Origin of the sequence: Sorangium sp. So ce1335, from assembly GCF_051521615.1 — a bacterium.
Lineage (GTDB): Bacteria > Myxococcota_A > Polyangia > Polyangiales > Polyangiaceae > Sorangium.
Window position 1 is genome coordinate 12821030 of the sequence record NZ_CP150363.1, and the last position, 20257, is coordinate 12841286.

12 protein-coding genes are annotated in these 20257 nt (G+C 71.8%); 7 read left to right on the forward strand and 5 right to left on the reverse strand.

The features are described 5' to 3' along the window. Positions 1–23: 23 nt before the first annotated feature. The 3 genes from WMF24_RS47880 to WMF24_RS47890 form a co-directional block, all read right to left on the reverse strand. On the reverse strand, positions 24–1214 hold the full coding sequence (locus tag WMF24_RS47880; protein ID WP_437734188.1) for a glycosyltransferase: 1191 nt from the start codon (positions 1212–1214) through the stop codon (positions 24–26). Between the two features lie 221 nt (positions 1215–1435). Next, positions 1436–2602 (reverse strand): acyl-CoA dehydrogenase family protein, encoded by a 1167-nt coding sequence (locus WMF24_RS47885; protein WP_437734189.1) that lies wholly within the window; start codon positions 2600–2602, stop codon positions 1436–1438. A 139-nt stretch (positions 2603–2741) separates the two neighbouring features. Then, a complete protein-coding gene (locus WMF24_RS47890; RefSeq protein WP_437734190.1) occupies positions 2742–6413 on the reverse strand; it encodes a hypothetical protein in 3672 nt (1223 codons plus the stop codon). A gap of 751 nt (positions 6414–7164) precedes the next feature. On the opposite strand from WMF24_RS47890, the gene WMF24_RS47895 reads away from it, so the two are divergent. Beyond that, positions 7165–7851 (forward strand): phosphoenolpyruvate--protein phosphotransferase, encoded by a 687-nt coding sequence (locus WMF24_RS47895; RefSeq protein ID WP_437734191.1) that lies wholly within the window; start codon positions 7165–7167, stop codon positions 7849–7851. Positions 7852–8205: 354 nt separating this feature from the next. On the opposite strand, the gene WMF24_RS47900 is transcribed toward WMF24_RS47895, so the two are convergent. Then, a complete protein-coding gene (locus tag WMF24_RS47900; protein WP_437734192.1) occupies positions 8206–8877 on the reverse strand; it encodes a nucleotidyl transferase AbiEii/AbiGii toxin family protein in 672 nt (223 codons plus the stop codon). Further along, positions 8858–13948, reverse strand: coding sequence for a hypothetical protein (locus WMF24_RS47905; protein ID WP_437734193.1), 5091 nt, complete (start codon positions 13946–13948; stop codon positions 8858–8860). Before WMF24_RS47905 ends, WMF24_RS47900 begins: the two co-directional genes overlap by 20 nt. Before the next feature lie 521 nt (positions 13949–14469). On the opposite strand from WMF24_RS47905, the gene WMF24_RS47910 reads away from it, so the two are divergent. The 6 genes from WMF24_RS47910 (at position 14470) to WMF24_RS47935 (ending at position 20084) form a co-directional block, all read left to right on the forward strand. Next, positions 14470–15162 (forward strand): hypothetical protein, encoded by a 693-nt coding sequence (locus tag WMF24_RS47910; RefSeq protein WP_437734194.1) that lies wholly within the window; start codon positions 14470–14472, stop codon positions 15160–15162. Between the two features lie 106 nt (positions 15163–15268). After that, a complete protein-coding gene (locus WMF24_RS47915) occupies positions 15269–15838 on the forward strand; it encodes a cytochrome c maturation protein CcmE (protein WP_437734195.1) in 570 nt (189 codons plus the stop codon). A gap of 96 nt (positions 15839–15934) precedes the next feature. Next, positions 15935–17230, forward strand: coding sequence for a phospholipase D-like domain-containing protein (locus WMF24_RS47920; protein ID WP_437734196.1), 1296 nt, complete (start codon positions 15935–15937; stop codon positions 17228–17230). Next, positions 17227–18000, forward strand: coding sequence for an endonuclease/exonuclease/phosphatase family protein (locus WMF24_RS47925; RefSeq protein WP_437734197.1), 774 nt, complete (start codon positions 17227–17229; stop codon positions 17998–18000). Before WMF24_RS47920 ends, WMF24_RS47925 begins: the two co-directional genes overlap by 4 nt. Positions 18001–18115: 115 nt before the next feature. Beyond that, the gene (locus WMF24_RS47930) at positions 18116–18754 is read left to right on the forward strand and encodes an NAD(P)-dependent oxidoreductase (RefSeq protein WP_437734198.1); all 639 of its coding nucleotides are present in this window, start codon (positions 18116–18118) and stop codon (positions 18752–18754) included. A gap of 835 nt (positions 18755–19589) precedes the next feature. Beyond that, positions 19590–20084 carry a hypothetical protein gene (locus WMF24_RS47935; RefSeq protein WP_437734199.1) on the forward strand — a complete coding sequence of 165 codons (495 nt, stop codon included), beginning with the start codon at positions 19590–19592 and terminating at the stop codon, positions 20082–20084. The last annotated feature ends 173 nt before the right edge of the window (positions 20085–20257 follow it).

The window sequence follows — 20257 nt, forward strand, 5'->3', positions numbered from 1 at the left end:
CCCCGCCGCCCGGATCGGCCTCTTTACCTGGCCGGCGACCCCAGGGAAGCCGGCTCTTCCGCCGCCACCAGCTCGGACCCCGCCCCGAGGGTGAACGCGTTCCCCCGCCAGGCGACCCGCCGGTTCGCGTACGCGTTCAGCCAGCAGAAGAACCAGCACAGCGTCCGCAGCGGCTCCGCCGCGACGAGCGCCGTGTTGGCGTGCGCCGGCCGCAGCTGTCTCAGCGCCAGGAGCGTCCCCAGGCTCTGCAGCGCCCAGGCGAACAGCCAGAGCTCCAGCGCGAGCTGCGTCGGGCTGAGCAGCAGTGTCATCCAGGCGACGAGCAGCGGCGCGTTGAACGGCTCCACCGCGAAGCAGCGCGGGGCGAGCGCGCGCCGCATCTTCGCCCAGCGGGTGTGCCGATCCAGCGTGCGCATCAGCGAGCAGCTCGCGTTGCGGTTCTCGATAGGATCCAGGCAGAGCTCGACGACGTACCCGCGCGCGCTGAAGCGCTGCCCGAGCATATCGTCCTCCGCCAGCACGCTGGCCACGCTCTCGAACCCTCCCACCCGATCGAGGTCGACCCGCCGCATGGCCATCGATTTCCCCACGCTGATCGCCCGCCCCGCGAGCTCGGCCGCCGCGACCACCCCGGGCGCGATGAACGACCCGAGCTGCGCGTTCTCGACCACCGCGCCGATCGTGCGCTCCCCCGTGCCGACGACGACGCTCGAGACGAGCCCCACGCCCGGCCGCATCAAGATCGACAGCAGCGACCGGAGATAGTCCGGGCGGACACGCACGTTGGCGTCCGAGATGACGAGCACGCTGCCCTCCGCCCTGCGCTCGAGCTCGAGGAGCTGCGCCACCTTCGGGTTCAACGCCTCGGTCGGGTCCGTCAGGCAGAGCCGCGCCCGCACCTCGGGGTGCGCGGCGATGAAGGCCTGGATCACCGGCACCGCCGGGTCCTCGCGCGAGGCGACGCCGAAGACGATCTCGTAACGGGGATAATCCAGGTGGGCGAACGACTCGAGGTTGCTGGCGAGCTCGTCGTCGACGCCGGCCACCGGCTTGAGGATGCTGACGACCGGGGTCGCCCCGAGCGGCTGCGGCGGCTCGCGCCGCGCCTTCAGGCGATGCCGCGCGATCCTCCAGTGGAAGGAGGCCTGTAGCGTCGCGTAGAGGGTGGATGACAGCGCCGTCGGCGCGACCGTCGCCAGATCTCCCCAATCCATGGTTGGCGATCGTGACGGAGACGCGTGGCGCCTCGATGGCCGGACCGCAAACCCAGCGCTGCCTTTCCGCTACCGAGGCGTGACAGGACCTCATCGCGACGCCGTCCCGTGGGCGACTCCCCACGAGACGTCGTGATGGACAGCCGGCGACCGTCCACGACAATCCGTCGCCGACCCACGCGGACCGCCCATGGCGAGCTGGTCCGGCGCGGTCTGGGGCGTCAGCTGGTCATGCGGCCGATCAGCTCTCGCGTGATGTTCTTCTGATGGGACTCGAGCGTGCCGCCGCCGATCTCGAGCAGCTTGGCGTCCCTGAAGAACCGCTCCACCTTGTACTCGGTGCAATAGCCCCAGCCGCCGAGCACCTGCATGGCGTTGTCGGCCACCTCCTTGCCGACCGGCGCCGCGAAGAGCTTGGCCGCGTCCGTCCCGAGCCGGTTGCGCCGGTCGGGGCTGACGTTGCGCGCCACCGAGTAGATGAGCGCGCGCGCCGCCTCGGTCTTCGCGTAGCTCTCCGCGATGTAGCGCTGGATCTGCCCGTGCTCGGCGATCGGCTTGCCGAAGCTCCTCCGCTCCCCGGCGTACTGGATCATGATGTCCAGACAGCGATCCGCGATGCCGAGGCTCATGGCGGCGAGGGTGAGCCGTTCGATCTCGAGGTTCCTCATCATGTTGCGGATGCCGCCCCCCTCCTGGCCGAGGACGTTCCGGGCGGGCACGACGCAATCATCGAAGATGAGCTCGCTCATCGTGCTCGCCCGCATACCCATCTTCGGGGTCTTCTCGTCCGTGGAGAACCCGGGGAACCCCCGCTCCACGACGAAGGTCGTGATCCGGCCCTCGATGGTCGCATAGACGAGGAAGACGCTCGCCTCCGGCGCATTCGTGATGAGCGCCTTGCGCCCTTTCAGGATGTACCGGTCTCCGTCGCGCCGGGCGAACGTCTTCATGCCGAGGACGTCTGTCCCGCTCGATGGCTCGGTCATGCCCATCGCGCCGATCCACTCGCCGGAGAGCACCCTGGGCAGGTAGCGCGCGCGCTGCTCGTCGTTGCTCGCGTGGAAGAAGTTGTTCACGAACAGCATCGCGTGCGCGAGGTACGCGAGGGTGAACCCGGGATCGCTCTTCGCGAGCTCGTGGTGGACGATCACGGCGGCGAGCGCGTCCATGCCCGCGCCCCCGTACTCCGAGGGGATGGTCACGCCGAGCAGGCCGAGCTCGCCGAGCCGCTGCATCAGGGGGACGTTGAGGCTGGCCGTGCGGTCGTGCTCGCCGGCCTGGGGCTCGACGACCTCGCGGGCGAAATCGCGCACCATCTGCCGCAGCATCCGGTGCTCTTCCGTCGGGTTTTCCAGATCGCTTTGCATGGCGGAGGAGGACGCGCTCATCACTGCCCAACGTAGCACGCGGACGCGCGCGCCCGCGACGGTGTGGCACGCGGTTCGCTTCATCCCTGGACAAATGCCTGTCGACAGGGGCCGAATGAGACACTGGACCGATGGCGTGCTCTGGAGCGTCGCCGCCGTGTCATTGCTGATGTGGCTGCTCGCCGTGTTCGGTGTGCTGCCCGCGGACAACTGGACCCACGTGCTCCTCGTGATCTCCGCCGCGTTCGCCGTGACCGGAATGCTCCGGCAGGTCCCCGGGCAGCCGCGGCGCTGATCCGGCGGGCGCCGCGGGACCTGCGGGCGCCGCGGGACCTGCGGGCGCCGCGGGACCTGCGGGCGCCGCCGGTTCCGCGTCCATCGCGGCCGCAGGGGGCCCGTCCTGGCAGCAGCGGACGCCGGTCGAGTAGTCGAGGTAGCTCTTCGGGTGGGACGTGACGAGGGCCTCGCAGCCGGCGCGGGTCGAGCGCGAATAGAAGCCGCCGGCGAACGCGCCGCCCGGCTCGTCCACCCACTCATCGAGGTTGCCCACGAGGTCGTAGACCGCGTCGCTGCCCCAGCGGCTCCTGCACCGGGGGCTCCCGCCCGTCTCCCGGAGCAGCGGCTCCGGGCCGAGGCGCACGCGGTTGAGCCGCGGATCCAGGTGGCCGACGGACGCGTTGCCGTGGAGCGCGGCCGCCGGGTGCCCTGCCCGGAAGACATTGCACGCACCCTCCTCGTACGTGTCGCCGTACGGGTACAGCGTGTCGTCCTCGCCGCGGCACGCCGTGACGAACTCGTCGACAGAGCACAGCCGCTTGCCGGCGGCGGCGCAGGCGCTCTCGGCGACGAGGCCTGTCGCGTAGCCGCTCGGCCGCACCCCGGACCGGGAGCGGGCCAGGGCGGCGGTCGCCCGGCCGCGCTGCCAGCCGGGGAGCAGCGGCAGCGGGAAGGCGCGCGCGTGGACGTCGCCGATCCGCTGCCGGCCGGTCGACCAGGCGGCGAGCGTGAGCTCGAGGAGGTTCGGGGTCGACGGGTAGTCGGGCGAGAGCGCCTGTCCGGTCGCCCCGTCGACGAGCATCGCCTCGAACCTGTCGATGCAGAAGCGGCCGCCGTCGACGGCGACCATGTCCGCGGGGCACGCGGGCGGGGCGGGGGGCGCCGGGGCGGGCGCCTCCCCGGGCTCCGTCGCGGCGGGGCGCACCGCCGCGCCCGCGGGCAGCGCGGGGCGCGCGACGCCCGCCTCGGCCTGCGCGTCGAGGCCGCTCACGGCGCTGCCGAACCACCGCAGGCTGCCGTCGGCGGCCCAGACGGCGTCACCAACGACGCAGGCGCCGGGGGCCGCGAGCTCCGGGACGGTCACGAAGGCGCCGGGCGCGGGGGCCGGGACGGCGCGCCGCGCGGGCTGTCCGTCGACGCAGAGCGCGCCTGTGTCGTCGGCCGGCCACGGCTGCGACGCGAGCTCCGCGCCGTCGTCGTCCAGCCAGACCACGTGGCGCCGGGCCGCGTCGCTGAGCAGCGCGCCCCCCTCGGGCAGGGCGACGAGCCGCACCGCGAGGTCGCCCTCGGCGAGCGGCAGCGACGTCTCGCGCACCGCGCCGGGCCGGCCGAGCGCGTCGATCGAGAGCGCCACGACCCGGGTCGGATCCGCGGCGCTGACGCCCGCCACGATCGCCCCGCCGCCCCGGCGCTCGCACGCGTCGAACCCCGCGCGCACCGGCGACGCGATCGCGACGGCGGGCGGCGGCGCGTGGCCTGCTGCGCCGGCGGGCGGCGGCGCGTGGCCTGCTGCGCCGGCGGCGGGCGCAACCTGCGCGAGCGCGCCGGGCGCGGCCTGCGCGAGCGCGCCGGGCGCGACCAGCGCGCCAGAGGCGTCGATCCCGGTGATCTGGAGCCGGTCGCCGAGCACCTCGAGGAAGAGCCCCCGCTCGCGGCCGCCGACGAGCGCCGTGGCGTCCTCGTGGGCGCGCCCCCGCAGCGCGGGCACGACGAGGGGCTCGGGCAGGAGCCGCACCACGTCGGTCCTCGCGAGCCACCAGGACGCCCCGATGCGCGCGGCGCGCCGCCTGTCCGCGGGCCGCTCCGGCTCGCCGATCGGCGTTCCCGGCGCGCCCTGCGCGGTGACGGCGCCCTGCGCGGCGACGGCGCCAGGCGCGGCGGCGCCGGGCGCGGCGACGGCGCCAGGCGCGGCGGCGCCGGGCGCGGCGACGGCGCCAGGCGCGGCGGCGGCTCCCGGCGTCGCGGCGACGAGGCCCTCCGGCGCCGCCGCCCCGGCCGGCGCCGCCGTCGCGGCGACCTGCCCGCGCGCGTCGAGCCGGTAGAGCTGCCCCGCGGCGAAGGCGAGCCCCTCGCCGTCCGGCGCGAGCGCGCCCCACGCGATGCGCACGCGCCTCGCCGGGAACGGGTCCGGCTCGCGGCGCGGCTGCCCGTCGGCGCGCGAGGCAGAGAACAGCGCGCCGGCGCCCGTCTGGAAGTAGGCGCGATCGCCCGCCCACGCGGCGAGCCCCGGATCGTACGCCGGCTGCCCCGGGGCGCGCCGGGCGCCGCTCGCGGCGATGCGCTCGAGCGCGGCGATCTCGGCCGGCGCGAGCGGCGTCGCGTCCGCGAGCCGCGCGGGATCCACGGCGCAGACCGCCCTGGGGCCGCCGCCGATCCGCTGGAGCGACGGCGCCACGCGCGTCGCCTGGCACGCCCCGTTGCGGCCGGTCACGTCGACGACCACCGCGCCCGCGCCCGTCGTCACGAGGCGCGGATCCTGGTGGCCGCGCAGCGCGCCGTACTCGAGATCCCCCTCGACCACGACGGCGCGTCGGCCCGGATCGAGCTTGCCGTCCTCCCCGAGCGACGCGAAGGCGATCTGCGCGCTCCCGAGCCACGACGCGCTCTTCTTCGAGCTCGCCGCGTAGTGGAGCAGGTCGATCGCGCCCGGCCTCCCGCCGGCGTCGATCAGCGCCATGCCGTCGAGCGGCGGCCGGAAGCGCAGCCCCGTGGGGGACGACGTCGCCGCGATCCCCTCGCCAGGCGAGATCCACCGGAGCCGCACCTCGACCTCGGGCAGCGGGTCCGGCCGCTTCGGCCGGGGCGCCGGGCGCGCCCTCTTCTTCGGCCGCCCGTCGCGCCCGCGGTCCGCGCCGCGCTTGTCGCGCTTCTTCTCGGTCGCCTTGTCGCGCTTCTTCTCGGTCGCCTTGCTGCGCGCCTTCGCGGCCTTCCCGTCCCGCTTCGCCGCGGGCGTCTTGCGGGCGGGCTTCGCCGCGGCGGCCTTGTCGCGCCGCGCGGCGCCGCCGACGACCTCGAGATCGAGCAGCGCGACGCGCTCGCCCACGGCCGCCATCGCGTGCGCGCGGGCCTTCGCGCACGCGCGGGACGCGGCCGAGGTCTCGCCGGGCAGGTACGCCGTCGCGCAGATCTCGTCGCCCTGCGCGGTGATCAGCGTGGTGCCTCCGCCGGCCGACGAGAGCGCGCCGGCCAGGTGCTCGTCGACGAGCTGGATCGGCGGCCCGAGCTCGCCCGTCGCCGCGTCGAGGCGCCGCGCCCAGCCGACGCGATCCGACGACGTCCCGGCGACGAACACCACCGAGCGGCCGTCGAGCGACGGCTCGATGGCGAACGGGAGCGGCTCCACCTGCGGCGCGCCGAGCGGCGTGCGCCCGGGCTGCGCCGCGCCGCCGGCCGCCGCCGCGAGCGCGTCGACCGGGAGGGTTGCCGCCGGGGCCGCGGCCGGCTCGCGGCTCACGGCGCGCGCCGCCGTGCCAGCGGGCGCGGGGGATGCCGTCATCGGCTGGCCGGAGCACGCGCCCGCGCCGCAGGCGAGCGGCACGAGCAGGGCGGAGATCACGGGGAGGGGCGGTCGGGGGCGTCGCATTCTTCGCACGCGCGGCCCCCGCGCGGCGCGGCCGGGCGGGGGCGGCAGCCGAGCCTAGTACCGCGGGGCCGAAATCTTGTCAGCGATCCACCTCGCGAGCGGAGAGAGAGAATTCAACGCAAAGGCGCAAAGGCGCAAAGGCGCAAAAAAGCAGAGAAATTTTGTTGGCCGTCGCGACCGGCGAGCCGCCTCGCAGGCGGAGCGTGGTCCACGCGACGGAAGGACGAGCTCAGGGACCGGAAACTACAAATATCTCTGTCTTTTTGCGCCTTTGCGCCTTTGCGTTGAAATCTCCCCTCGGATCCCTGGCCCGCCTCCTGGGGGCCATGGGGGGACCGCCGTTGGCGAGCGGCGGCGCGTGGGGGGACCGCCGTTGGCGAGCGGCGGCGCGTGGGGGGACCGCCGTTGGCGAGCGGCGGCGCGTGGGGGGACCGCCGTTGGCGAGCGGCGGCGCGTGGGGGGACGCCGGCCGGCGTGCGGCGGCGCGTGGGGGGACGCCCGCCGGCGTGCGGCGGCGCGTGGGGGGACGCCGGCCGGCGTGCGGCGGCGCGTGGAGGGACGCCCGCCGGCATGTCGCGGTGCGTCGAATGCATGCTGCCGCCTTGCCGGGTCATCGTGAGCCCGATAGCCGGGTCTGATGGGAAAAGCCGCATTACTCGCCCGCCGGCTCACGCCGAGCGGGTGCATTGTTGCAGGTACGAAGCTGGCCGCTCACCGGGAGGCCTTGAGATCGAAGAAGATCAAGCTCGCTGCCAAGGTCGACGCAGCGGTCCAGTCCGTCATTGCGTCCACCGAGGCCCTCGATCCGCTCGGGAGCCTCGACGCCACGATGGTGGAGATCGATCGCGGCACCGACCGGTGCATCGGAGCGTTCAGCGGCCAGCTCGCCAGCATCGAGCGCGCGTTCGATCACGACGACATCCTGCCGCTGACGGATGACGAGGCGGCGCGCCGTCGCGATGCGCTGCTGGTGCGCTCGGAGGTGCTGTCGTCGGGCACCGACTTCATCCGTCTCGTCTACTCCCAGCAATGGGTGCGCATGAGCGCGATGATCAAGGCGCTCGACGGCAAGGACGTGAAGGCGGCTGTCGAGCGCCTCGGCCTGTCGGCCGAGGCAGGCCGCCTGCGGCGCTGGACGGAGCTGTACGGCAAGAAGCTCGGCGTCACCGAGGCGAAGGGCGCGGATCCGGCCGTCAAGGCGATCGAGGCGTGGCACGAGGCCTATGGCACGCTCCTGGTCCAGGTCCATGCCGAGTACGACGACGACAAGGACGAGACGCACGCGCTCCTCCGCGACCGGCTGCTCTCGCCGTACGAGGACGCGGCGGAAGAAGAGCGGCGCGCCGAACAGCGGGCCCGCGCCGCCAGCGCCAGGAAGAAGACCCAGGCCGAGCCCGAGCCGATCGGATAGCGCCGCTCCCCGCACGCCCGCCGGCAGGCGACCGGCAATCCCACGCATCGCGCGAGGACGACGCCGGTCGTCGGTCACCTCGCGACACCGCTCCACGCCCAATCCCAGGTGACGGCGCTCCGAGGGCCGAGGGAAACATCGAGTGCGGCCACGTTATCAGAGGGCTCCAGGACGCCGCCAGACCAACCCCGGGGCAGACCACCCCCGTTGCGATCGCATTACGACGAGCAAGGTACTTTCTCATGTTGCTCCGGGCGACAGTCCGCGTCGCCCTTCATGAGGGCTCGACCTGTCCCCGTGGTCGAGCGCCTGTCCCCCGCCTGCCGCCAGAACGCCTCGAGCCCACGAGGGAGATTACACCTTCTCTGGGTAAGCGAGACGGGTGAGCCGAGATATGAGCTTCTCAAGGAAGTCACGAAGATCATCGGGCGAGATTCCCCCGGGAAGGCGGGCGTCCTCGGCGATCTGGATCTCCGAGAGCACCCAGGCCAGCTGGGCCGGCGTGAGGCCAGAGTCCTTCCGGACGGCGAGCTCGAGCGCCTGCTCGACACGGAGGCCGGTGCGCTCGAGGGCGTAAACATCGACGAGATCGCGAGGCTCTGAGCGGGACAGGAGAGCGCAGAGCTTGTTGGCCAGGATCTCCTCTGGAGGATCGATCCGGATGTCGCCGACGATCGGCTTATTCGGGTAGCCCTGGACTACGCGCTCGAGCACGAGGTCGACCACCACGCGATCGGCGCCCCGTGTGACCTGGCGCCGGCGGAAGTCCGGTGAGGTCTGCAGGTTCTCGACGGTAGCGCCGAGCTCTTCGGCGGCTGCGCGCAAGGCTGCATCACCGGCGTCAAGGGTGCTCGGTGCTCCGGCAGCGCTGAGATGGGTGGTGAAGAGATCGAGGTCGGCTGTGCGACGATGGTAGAGATGGAAGCCGGCGAGGGCTGCGCCTCCGGTGAGGAAGAAGCGCTGCTCGCGACGGAAGAAGGCGGCGAGGATCTCTTCCTGGAGCGGGCTAAGCTGGCTTTTGCTCAAGCAATCCCTCCATGTGCCAGCGGTTGAGCAAGAACTCCCAGAAGCGTCGTCGCCGCCCCAGATGACGTGCGAGCGTGCCGAATCGAGCGGCAATCTCTCCGGGCGTCGTGAAGTGCCACACGTCGGGATCTCGGGCTTCGCGGAGTATCTTCCCGAGGAGCTGGACGCGCTCGTGGGGAGGGGCGGTCGCGAGGCGACGACGGAGCTCGCTGACGGGCATCGGATCGTCCCACAGGAAATAGGGGATCGCATCGTCGCTGAGCTCGGTGGAGAGGGGCACGGCTAGACCCGGGTTGACAGGGCCTACCGGGACAAGCGAGGCGCTGGTGGCATCCTCCTGCGTGGCACGCGGGAGCCGCGGTTCCGGCTTGCTACTGGAGAAAAACTCCGACCCGGATTCATGGATGACAGCCGGACCTGTAGCGAACATTCTCGCCAGCCAGGACCAGACGCCGTGGAGATCGCGCTCCTCTTCCCGGAGTGAGCTGCGTAGCTCCGCGCTGGGCTCCCGGTGCAGCTGCCCGAGCCATAGCAGAGTCAGCCCGCGGCCGCTCGTCGCGGCCTCCAGGGAGCGTCGTCGGACGATGAGCGCCCGGCGGATCTCGCCGTCCTTGCTTCTCGAGGTGTATAGAGCGTGGATGACTCCTCCTCGATCCGCAAAGTGCCATTCGGCACCCCCGTGCGCCGGTCTGGCGTCAGTTAGCCCTATGGCGCATCGGATCCAGTGCGCGGGTACCCAGATCTCTTTGCCTCCCGTCGAGGACGCCCAGTCCGTCTCGGCGGTGGCTGTCAAGATGTCAACCGGCCTGAGCGCTCCTTGATCATCCACGGTGATCACGCTCCCGCCGCAGGCCACGTGAGTCAGCCACGGCGCCCAAACGGCCTCCGTGGGATCGACGAATCCAGCCCGACGTACAGTCTCCTCCGGCAGCTCGACGAACCTATCTAGCTGCGCCCGAATCCCGAGCTTCAGATCCCGCGCGAGAAGAACGGCGTCGCTTTCATTCACGCCTGCCGACCAGATCCTGATCTGGGAGTCGGCTTGCGCGTCATCCTCCCTCGCGCTGACGAGGCATCGCAACGTGAGCCAGTCGTCGTCCTCCATGTCCGCGATCTGTGGCGGTGAGGCATGGCGCTGCAGCACCAGCCAGGGGCGAATATCCGGTAAAGGCGCAGTGCGAACCCATTCGACTGCTCGTGCGGCCTGAGCTCGAGCGAGCGAGGGCGACTTGACGACCAGCGCGTCATCTGGCCAGAAGCTCCAGGCAGCGGCCGCAAGGTGCTCGGGCCCTTCAGGGACGTCCGAAGCCGGGTTGGGTTCCATTGACGCGATGAGCACAGGATCCACAGGGGGCCCGACCCAAACGCCGCCCCATGAATCGCATAAAAACGGGATGCGCCCGGCAAGATGAGCGCCGAGGAGCCGACAACCAGTCCAAACGTACTTCTCGGCAATCGTGCAGATCGGGCTGCGCCCGCCGTGCGCCGCTGGCCAATGGGCCCACATGATGGCGCCGTCCATGCTGGCTCGAGAGCTCGGTCCCTGCTCGGAGAGCTCGGCTTCGCTCCACCCCATGTCTTGCAGATGCGCCTTCAGCACTCCGAAGGCGAACCGCTGAGGCGTCAATGTCTCGACTTGCGCCAGCTCTGCGTACTCCGCGAGCATGGCCACGGCGCGCGGGTCCAATCGTCCAGCGGGCCCACGCTCCACCGACGCTTTGAGGTGCTCATCGAGCAGGCGGGCTTCCTCGCGATCGCAAGTGTCCGCCCTCGGCTTCGCCCCCTCGGCGGTGTCCGCCTCGCTCATTCTTGGAGCGTCCTGGTGTGTCGCGCGACCGAGCAAAAATCCCCACATGTGCTCATGTGCTCTTCGTCGCTCGATTTCTTCCTCCACCGCCCGCTGGACATCTTCCCGCAGCGGTCCGAACGTGCCCGCCATCGCTGCTGACAGTAGCTCGTCCGTTGCGAGGGAAAGCGCAGGATCGGGGGTCGCCCGACCATGATGGTTCACTGGCCGAAAGAATCCCTCGATCGAGGCAGGCACGACGTACCACGCAAGGTCACCGGTGATCGGTCGTACGCCGTCATGGTCGCTGGCGGTCCTCGCGGCGGCTGCATCGAACGGCAGCGTTCCGCCATCGGTCCGGTAGAAGCTCTGGGCTCGCTCCACAGCCGAGACATCGACCGGCACACCCATCACGCGAGCGCGCTCCACGATCCCTCGCGCGGCGTGCAGGACGGCGAGATCCTCGCGGCGATGACGGGCATCCAGCGCGAGAAGGTTCTCCTCCGCCCATCGCGCCAGGCTCGCCAGGCGCACGTCGCTCCCCGCGAGGCAAGCCGCGCCGAAGGCGACCATGGCAACGTCTTCCGCCATCTGCGGATCGTTGGTCTGGAAGGCGAGGTCAAGCCACCGCTGAAGCTCATCGAGCTGTCCTGCTCCCCAGCGCGCGAGCTTCGCACGCACCTCTCTGCGCCATCGGCTATCGACCGACGTGAGCGCCCAGGCCAAGAGCAGCGGCGGTCCCTCTGCGGTATCGTCCGAATCCAGCTCGAGCAGCTCGAGCGCCTCGTCGCCTTCACCCGCCCAGGGCTGGTCGGCTTCGCCATGTAGATAGCGCGGACCGGACCAGAACAGATCACGCTTTGCCGGCTGAAGCGGGCGAAGCGCCTCGTGCACGAAGCGCGGACCGAACGGGCTCTCGTCGTCCCGAGCGACAGGTATGCAGAGCTCCTTCAGGACGCGTCGGCACGAGGGCATGCTGGACCGGAGTCGCGCCAGGACCCAGTCTTCATGACGGCGGGCCGCATCGCTGTTCAGCGTGGCGATCGCGCGTAGCTCCAGGCGCTCGAGCTCCTCGGTTGGAAGATCCTCCGCCCACAGGCCCGACCGAACCAGGCTGATTCCCTTTTCCTGCGCCAGGAGCACCGCGGCTTGTGTGACGGCGTCCGGGCGCGATCGCAGATGTGCGGACAGCCTTCGCGCCGTATCGGGTACACTGGGTGCGCCGATCTGCTCGCATACTCGCCGAGCGATGAGGAAGTCGATCAGCGGATCGAGCGCCGGCTCGACGTACTGGATTCTACGCCCCAGAGGGCCATCGGGCTCGTCAGTGTGCATGAGCAGCAGCCCACGCTCCTCGCACTGGTCCAGGATCCAGCTCCAGCTGTCGGCGGGAAGCCATGGCATCTCGCCGGACGCAAGCTCGATGACGTCGTCGCGCTGCAGCGCCGAGCCGCGCTGGATGTACTCGACAGCGATGATCTCGAGCATGAGATGGAACGGTGTGTCGCGGTCGCTCCATCCGCCGCCGAGACGCAGGTCTTCCTCGATATGCTTGAGCTTTTTCCCCAAAAGTGAAGGGAGCGAGACAGCCTGACGATCCGCAGGCGGTTCTCTAGCGCTCAGCCGGGCTTCCACCCGGAGCTCGCAGTAGAGCCTGAGGCTGAGCGGATCCCGGATGGCCCAGCGTAGCCGCGTGTCCGGCAGATCGATCTTGTAATACCGGCAGTACTCCGGGAGCAGCTTTTGTACCTCGCCGCCCTCCGGAAGCCTCACCTCGTCGATGACGTCGCGGCGCCTGTGCACACCTCCGAGGATGGCCTCGCCGCTGGCTGTGCGGAGCGTGACGGCCACGCGGAGGCGCGGATGGCTCGCCAGGTGCACTGGCAGCTCCCCGAGCAGCTCGGCCCAGCGGGGGTGGGCGCCAGACTCTTCCAGGGCGTCGATGGCCAGGAGAACACGCGTCGGCTCCAGCGCGATCTCGGCGGCGCTGGCCGGCTCTGGCTTGGCCCGGCGCACATCGGCGCGCACCGCGGCTGCCTCGAGCGCGTTGAGGAGCTCCTCAAGCGGCGTAGTCGGCCGATCCAGCGCCTTCCGGAGGATCCCCTCCCACCCGTCGGACAAGGGGCAGTCCTTCGCCCGGAGCAGGAGCGCTGGTAGGCCCGCGTCGAGGCGCGCGCGGACGGCGTGGGCCAGGCCGTGCGTCTTGCCCGCGCCTGGCGGGCCCAGGTAGGCTGCGATGCGCGAAATACGCTCCCACCAGTGCTTCGTGGCCGAGAGATCCAGGAGGGCGGCCTTCTCCCCGCCCAGACACCGCTTGACACGCTGGTGGATGTTGCAGGTGGGGGTGCGCGAGCGGCGCGCGTTCCGGGCGAGCTGCGCGAGCGCGACCTCGAGTCGGTGCACGGCCTGCACGTCGTCGCCCTGTACCGACGCGCCTGCCGCTCGCTCGGCGCCCACGCGGAGCGCCTGCACATCCGCCTCGGCCGCTCGGACGATCCTGTCAAGCGCGCGGAGCGCTCGGTCGCGAACCTCGGCGGCCCCGGGCGAGCCCATGAACGTCGGATCTCCATCAAGGCGGGCGACGTCGCGGTGGACGGCCTGGAGTTCCGCAGCGATGGCCAGCGCGCGTCGGAAGAGGGGCGAGCGCGCGTCGGGGGAGCCCAGCCGGATCGACAGATCCTCCTCGAGCTTGCCGGCGGCGTGGAGATCCGGGATGTAGCGCCCCCTCAGCCATCTGCACTGCTGCGCCTCGAATCGGCGCTCGAGGTCATGCAGCACGGCGACGCTGCCGGGGAACCAGTAGGCGTGCAAGCCCTCGTTTCCCGGCTCGACCAGCAAGCTCTCCAGCCGCCGCTCATCCCAGCGCTCGATGGACGTGCCCGGGGCGATGCTCCTGGCCTTCAGGAGAAACTCGTCCCAGCGCTGGCGCTCAGTCACCTCGTTTCTTCCGCGCGTGTCCGTCAGGTTCTGGCGAAGCGCGACGCAGTAGCGGATGAGCCGGGGCCGGTTCCTGATCGCTGTGCGGAGCGATTTTACGACCTGCCTGATCTGGTCGTTACCGAGCCCCCCTTCGAACCACTTGGCCTGCAGCCCGATGCAGTCGCCCGAAGCGAGCAGCGCGTAGGCCTCCACCCCTCCGTCTCCCCCGTCGCCGCGCACGAAGCGAACCTCGCCCAGCGCTGCGCCGTGCACTTTCCGACACCAGCGCTCGAAGAGCTGCCCGGAGAACGCCTCGAAGGCTGTGCTCTTGTCCTCTCCGTGCGCGTCGAACCGGCTCCAGTCCATCTCGCCTCGCGTCCAGCATGCCGCCCGGGATCGCCGCGACGCAAGAACGGCGGCAGCGTATCGAGCCGGGCAGCCGTCCGCAGAGCGTGACAGGGCGGACGTCGTGACGGGGGCTTGGTTCGGTCACGCCGCCAGCCGCCGGCCTGAACGGGCGCGCTGCCAGCTCGACCGGGCCGTCGCGGTCGAGTCGCCAAGGCGGCCATCGCCGGCCTCGCTCCCGGTCGCTCGGCAGCATGGCGCGCGCCGCGACGTGCAGCACGGTGCCGGTCCGCGCCGGCCGGGGACGTTCCGCAAGGGATCCCGCGAGCCGGCACGCCGCCTGCAAGCCGCCAGCGCGAGAGGCTCGCTCGAGCAGGATCGCAGCGCCGGCGCTCGTTAGCCGAGCGGCACTGGCCGGGAGAACCCCAGGAACCCGCCCGGCGGGTCCGGGCGCCGGCGCGCACCGCCCGCTCCACCCAGGTCGGTCGCGCTGTCGAGGACGCGTGCGACCGACCTGCGCTAGAGCCCTCCAGGAGGCCGCCATGAACGCGTCGATTCACCGCTTGCACGTTGCTCTGGGATCCCTCGCGCTCCTCGCGCTCGCCTCCGGGTGCGGCGGGCAGCGGCAGACGGCCCAGCCGGTCACCGGGACGCCGACGTTCGAGTCCGAGGTGCCCCACGACGAGGGCCCCTACCACGAGGGGCCGTACCGCGAGGGCCCCTACCACGAGGGGCCTCACGGCACCGACGAGCTGCCGCCGGGCGCCGCTCGACGGCACGCGCCGGGGCCGGGCTCGGGCGAGCTCGGCAGGGGGCCCGCGGACAACGGATGGCCGCGCGGTGATCGCGAGCGCGCGGCGCGCGAGGTCGACGAGCACGCGCTCTGCGAGGAGCTCGCCGCGTCGACCAGCGTCACCGCGGAGGACATCCCGCACGGCGTGCAGATCGTGATGACCCCGAGCCCCGGCGCCAGCGCGACGTCGCTCGACACGCTCGCCCGCCAGCTCGACGCCCACCTCGGCGAGATCCGCGCGGCCGGGGGCCGGCCGCCGAGCCACACCGCGACGCGCTGCCGCCTGTTCGACATGGCCCGCACCGGCGCGCGCGGCAGGGTCGTCGAGGCGGCGGACGGGCTGCGCGTCCTGTTCACCGCCCCGGACCCCGAGGACGTCCCGATGCTCCGCGAGCAGGCGCGCGAGTTCGTGGAGTCCGCTCGCGAGGGACAAGTCCGGTAAAGCTGTCCAGATCTTGCGGGACGCCGCCGGCCCGGCTCGGGCCAGAGCAGGTGGCGCTCGACCGGCCGTGGAGCGCGGGCTAGCCTGGTGCCTGAAGGGTTCCACGATGAGCAAGAAGCTGGATGAAGAGTTGGCCCAGGCGCTGTCTCTCGCAGAGCAGCAGGAGACCCCGGCGGTCGTGAAGCCGGCCGCGCCGAGCGCGCAGCCGAAGCCGCGCCCCTCGCGCAGCGTCGGCCTGCTCGCCACGCTGCTCGTCATGGTGGGCGCGCTCGTCGCCCTGTTCCTCGTCGGCTTCAAGGAAGCCGCCGTCTACGCGACGCCCGTCGACCAGCTCCTCGCCTCGAAGGACAAGCTCGCCGGCCGCAAGGTCCGCGTCGAGGGCGAGCTCGTGCCGGGCACGCTCGTCAAGCGCGACTCCCCCTGCGAGTACCGCTTCCAGATCCACGGCACGCAGGCCGAGCTGCCCGTGCGCTACGCCCAGTGCGTCATCCCCGACACCTTCCGCGACGTCCCGAGCGGCGGGGTCCAGGTGACCGTCGAGGGCGCGCTCCAGCAGGACGGCAACTTCGAGGCGAGCCTCGTGATGGCCAAGTGCACCTCGAAGTACGATCCCAACTCGCACGAGATGAAGGGCGACGCCAAGGCCGGCGAGGGCCCGCTCTCCCTCAAGAACTGAGCGCTCCTCCTCCCGCCCGTCCTCGCCCGCGCGCGGCGAGGGCAGGTCGCCCCCGGGAGCGCTCGCCTTCCCCCGCACATCCTCCACACTGCCGCGATGATCTTCCGCGAGCGCCGGTTGCAGGGCCCCCTCGACGACGGACGCAGCGCGCCTGCGCCGGGCGTCCCACCCGTGGATCGCGCTGCCGCGGCCGCGGCCGCGGGCGCCCGCGCGGCCGCGGGCGCCGGCGAGGAGGCGCCGAAGGCCGTCGGCCCGATCCGGACGGCCGAGCACGCGCTCACGCTGCTGCCCGGCATGGAGGCGGTGCTGGGCTCGATCTTCCGCGACGTCGATCGCGCAGCGCGGTGCGTCGACATCGAGACGTACATCTACCGCGACGACGTGCTCGGGCGCGCGTTCGCGGACGTCATGGGGCGGGCCGCCGCGCGCGGGGTGCGGGCGCGGCTGCTCTACGACCCGCTCGGCTCGAACGAGACCGACACCCCGTTCTTCGACGACCTCCGCCGCCGCGGCGTCGAGGTCCGCGCCTACCGCCCCATGGCGGTCGCGCTCGGCCGCGGCGGGCTCCTGCCGCGCGATCACTCGCGCGTGATCGTGATCGACGACGTCGCCTACACCGGCGGCGCCGCGTGGGGCGACGAGTGGCTCCCGGAGCGGCGCGGCGGCGAGGGGTGGCACGACGTCTGTATGCGCGTCGAGGGCCCCTGCGTCGGCGACTTCGCCCACCTGTTCGAGCAGCGCTGGCGCGAGGCCGACGGCGACGGCGGGGGGCTCCGCGACTACGCGACCGGCCGCAAGTACCCCGATCTCGAGCTCATCGCGGACACGCCGGACGACAACGCGCGCGTCTACACCTGCTACCGCGAGGCGATCCGGCGGGCGAGGGAGCGCGTCTGGATCGAGAACGCCTATTTCTTCCCGCCCTCCGGGATGCTCAAGGATCTCGTCGACGCGGCCAGGCGCGGCGTCGACGTCCAGGTCATCCTCCCCGGCGCGACGGATCTGCCCATCATCCAGCGGGCCGCGCGCGCCGAGCACGCGGCGTGGCTCGATCGCGGCTTCAAGCTCTTCGAGTACCAGCGCGACGTCATGCACTCGAAGTTCGCGCTCGTCGACGGCGACTGGTGCACGATTGGCACGTTCAACGCGAACCCGAGCAGCCTGACCGCCGTCAACGAGGTGAATCTCTTCGTGTTCGATCCGGCGTTCGTGGCCCGGGTGGCCGACCTGTTCTCGCGGGACAGGGCGGACTCGCGCGCCGTGACCCGGGAGACGCTCGCGGCGCGGCCGCTCCTCGACAAGGCGGCTGACTGGCTCGCTCACGGGGCCTTGAGCGTCCTCGACGCGCTGGTGAAGCATCCCCGGCCGGGCGCCCGAGGAGGAGGCATTTGAGCGACGAACGCGATCTCGTCATCATGACCCAGAACATCTGGGGTGGAGTCGCCCTCTGGGAGCGGCGGCGGACGATGCTGGCCCGGCTCATCGGCGAGGTGCGCCCGTGCATCCTCGGGCTCCAGGAGGTGCACGCGCAAGCCGCGAGCGGCGATCTGGGGCAGGCCGGCGAGCTCGCCCGGCTCGTCGGCGGATACAGGGCCTGGTTCGCGCCCGGCAGGGTCGCCGCGAGCGGCGCGTGCGAGGGGGTCGCGCTGCTCTGCAGGGAGGACATCGACGTGCTCGACCACTCCGTCGAGGCGCTCACGCTCGACCGCGAGGATCCGTTCGAGCGCGACAGCCAGCGCGTCGTCCTGCGCGCCGCGATCCGGCGCGCTGGCGTCGTGATCGACGTGCTCGTCACGCACCTCTCGCTGTCGAAGCGCGCGCGGGCGCGCACCGTGCGGGAGCTCGTGAGCTTCGCCGCGCGCGAGCGGCAGAAGTCGCAGAGCCTCGGCGCCGTGCTCATGGGCGATTTCAACGCGCTCCCGAGCGAGGAGGCGGTCTGTTATCTCCAGACGAGCGCTGGAGAGGCCTGCTGGGCCGACGCATGGACGCAGGCGCACCCCGGCAAGGCCGGCGGCACCTGGCCGGCGGGCCTGCCGCTGCGCCGCATCGACTACGTCTTCGTCCAGCCCGGCGAGGGGTGGACGATCACGCGCTGCGAGCGGGCGCCGTTCTCCGGCTCGGATCACCACGGCGTGATCGCGTGGCTGCGGCTCGGCGCCTGACAGGCCGAGCGCCCCGCGCCCGGAGCTCTCCAGCCGATCTCGCCGCCGCGCGCCCCGGCGCGCCGCCCGCGCGCGAGTTGTACCCGCCGCGGCAGACCGGGTAGGCTCGCGGCTCATGAGCAGACTCCTGATCTTGGGGGCGACCGGGGGGACGGGCGCCGCGCTGGTGCGTCAGGCCCTGGAGGCCGGCCACGAGGTCTCGGCGTTCGCGCGCGATCCCGCCACCATCCCTGTTCCGCACCACGAGCGGCTGCGCGCGCTCCGCGGCGACATCATGGATGCCGAGCAGGTGTCGCGCGCCGTCTCGGGCCACGACGCGGTCCTCTCCGCCCTGGGGTCGCGCGGCCTCGGGCCGACGCGCGTCTACTCCGAGAGCATCGTCCACGTGCTCCGCGCGATGAAGGCGCACGGCGTCCGCCGCCTCATCGCCGTCACCGCGGCGGGCATCGACGACGAGCAGGCCGGGCTCCTGTTCCGCGCGCTGGTCAAGCCGCTGCTCCGCAACAGGTACTCCGACATGCGGCGCATGGAGGAGGCCGTCCGCCAGAGCGACGTGGCCTGGACCCTCGTGCGCCCGCCCAAGCTCACGGACCGGGGGCTCAGCAAGGCGTACCGCGCCAGCGCCGACCACCTGCCGATGGGCGGTTATTTCTTCGGCGGCCCCACCATATCGCGCGAGGACCTGGCGCATTTCATGCTCGCGCAGCTCGACAGCGACGAGTACGTCCGCAAGGCGGTCGCCGTGGCGTACTGAGGCGCGGCGCTCGTCGGGGGCGGCGCGGGGACGTGCGCGTCGCTCGAGATCGCCGGCCGTCTGTCGCCGCGCGACGGCGAGGGCGTGATCCACGCGGGCGCCGCCGGGCGTCCCGGGCCGCCGCGCCCACGTCCAGCCGAGATGGCGCGCGCCCGCTCCGGGCATGGCCGGGAGGGGCCGGGACGAACCGGGCCCCGCGCGACGACTCGATATCTGGAGTTCCCATCATCGCAGGACTGCCGCGCTCAATCGATGCTCGGCGCGAGGGTGGCTCCTCGATGCTCATCGGCGTCACATGGCGGGTCAGGACCCACAGGGCGTCATACCGCCGTCGGGCGCGAAGACACGCACGAATTCCCTGGGTTCCTGGCCTGGCGCGCCCGGCGTGCGCCCGCGCTGCGCGCCTCTCGCCACTCCGGGCCTGGACCGCTCTTCGCAGCGTCGCCGCACAGCGCCTCTGGCGCGCTGGTGCGTGATACTTCGGCTGGATGTGGGAGCCCTCGGGGTGCGTTCGAGGCAGAGGGTATGAGTGCATAATCGAGGAGTGCCGGTATTCTCCCTGGTTCTATGTCAGTCGCGTTTTGGGCCGGTGATGGCCAGTCAAAAGTGCTTGCGCGATCCCGCGGGGAGAATAGTCTCCTGTTGTTCGCGTCATGACCTCGGGGCGGGTTCCTCCGGGCGCGTGACCATGACGGGCCGGCGACGACGCGCGCCGCACCCGTCGGGGCACGCTCCCCTGGCGCAGGCCCCGGGGCATGAATCCCTTGGGTGACGATCTGGATAGGTATCTGCAACTAAACTTCACCACAGATTCGATTCCTCGGAGGTGTTTCTCATGAAGAAGATTGCTCGCTATGCTCTCGCTTTCGCGGTCGTGACGTCGGTCTCGGGCAGCGCCATGGCCCTGCGCAACGACTGCCTCTACAGGGTGTCCACCAGCACCGGGCTCCGGACCCTCCCGAACGGGTACTGGGTCGCTCAGCTCGAGGAGCACGTGATGGTCAGCCCGTTCGATCCCAAGTGCTCGAACCACGTCAACTGGTACTCCGAGGGGGGCGGCCCGATCGCGGTGGCTCAGAGCAGGATGTTCTATACTCCTTCGTTCGAGTGGGGCGACTGCTACGCTGCCAGCTACCAGTTCACCCATGGGTCCATCGAGGCCGATCCGCACGAGAACAACTACGCGATCACCGCGAACGGCCAGGTCTCTCCGATGTTCAGCTTCTATGGGATGTCGGATCACAACGGCGTCATCGCGGCCATGATCAAGTTCAGCCCTCTGAGCTCGGCCAGGCGGGTCAAGCTGACCGCGGAGTGCCACGGGCCGTGACGCCGGCCGTTCCGGCGTCGTCCCGGCGATAGGACGGCGCTCGGCGCGCGGGCGCCCGGCGTGAGACTCCCTGCCAATAGCCCACAACGCAGGCCCCGGGCAGGACAGGGAGCGCATCTCTCGCGGCGCGCCGCGCACGGAGGAGGAGGGGTCGCTGGCCACGGCCAGCGGCC

What these genes read in the sequence shown, in the direction of transcription:
- WMF24_RS47880 (WP_437734188.1), bottom strand. Translation starts at nt 1,214, where the DNA reads ATGGATTGGGGAGATCTGGCGACGGTCGCGCCGACGGCGCTGTCATCC.
- WMF24_RS47885 (WP_437734189.1), bottom strand. Translation starts at nt 2,602, where the DNA reads ATGAGCGCGTCCTCCTCCGCCATGCAAAGCGATCTGGAAAACCCGACG.
- WMF24_RS47905 (WP_437734193.1), bottom strand. Translation starts at nt 13,948, where the DNA reads ATGGACTGGAGCCGGTTCGACGCGCACGGAGAGGACAAGAGCACAGCC.
- WMF24_RS47910 (WP_437734194.1), top strand. Translation starts at nt 14,470, where the DNA reads ATGAACGCGTCGATTCACCGCTTGCACGTTGCTCTGGGATCCCTCGCG.
- WMF24_RS47915 (WP_437734195.1), top strand. Translation starts at nt 15,269, where the DNA reads ATGAGCAAGAAGCTGGATGAAGAGTTGGCCCAGGCGCTGTCTCTCGCA.
- WMF24_RS47920 (WP_437734196.1), top strand. Translation starts at nt 15,935, where the DNA reads ATGATCTTCCGCGAGCGCCGGTTGCAGGGCCCCCTCGACGACGGACGC.
- WMF24_RS47930 (WP_437734198.1), top strand. Translation starts at nt 18,116, where the DNA reads ATGAGCAGACTCCTGATCTTGGGGGCGACCGGGGGGACGGGCGCCGCG.
- WMF24_RS47935 (WP_437734199.1), top strand. Translation starts at nt 19,590, where the DNA reads ATGAAGAAGATTGCTCGCTATGCTCTCGCTTTCGCGGTCGTGACGTCG.